1 protein-coding gene and 1 pseudogene are annotated in these 531 nt (G+C 52.7%); both read right to left on the bottom strand.

Going from position 1 to position 531, the window contains the following annotated elements; all coding sequences use genetic code 11:
- Positions 1–167 (bottom strand): DUF4222 domain-containing protein (locus tag ACOTWU_RS25280; protein ID WP_421625806.1); only part of this gene is annotated, 167 nt, incomplete at its 3' end.
- A pseudogene (locus tag ACOTWU_RS25275) lies at positions 145–531 on the bottom strand (hypothetical protein); the annotation flags it as partial. The gene ACOTWU_RS25280 and the pseudogene ACOTWU_RS25275, both read right to left, overlap by 23 nt.

Genomic DNA, 531 nt, shown 5'->3' with positions numbered 1-531 from the left:
TGTGCTTTGGTTAGCGGCTCGAAATCATGCTGAAAGCGGCCCATGCTGGCAATGCAGGTGCGGCCGTTGCGGATGTAGTGGATGACTTCGTGGGTGGCGCGGAGTATTTTGCATGGCGCGCCGAAATCATCGGCGTACCAGGTGTTAGGCTGGATTATCCTGAACATTGGGAACCACCTTAAATTCGATTACCCAGACCCATGGGTTGGCCTTCCAACTTTCTTCGCCGTAGATGGATTCCCACAGGTACTTGAATGCGCCTATCGCCGTTGGTCTCCCGGTCATATTGTTGTCTGCAATGCAGTCGTAACAGTCCTGGGAGTCATAAAGTGCCTCCATGTCTATTCCTTCAGACTCCGCATCCGTTTCACTGATGCCATTCAATTGCTCAACACGAACGCCGGTAATCTCCAGCGTGATGCGACTGGCCCAGCGTGGCATGTGAATTGATGGGCACCATGTCCCATCGTACTGAAGATCGTCAGTATGTGGTTTCCAGTAGGCATCATCGGGAATCGACCACAGGCCATA

Source organism: Enterobacter cloacae complex sp. GYL001 (genome assembly GCF_049237125.1).
In the GTDB taxonomy this organism is placed as follows: Bacteria; Pseudomonadota; Gammaproteobacteria; order Enterobacterales; family Enterobacteriaceae; genus Enterobacter; species Enterobacter hormaechei_C.
This window is presented reverse-complemented; position numbering and strand designations above follow the sequence as displayed.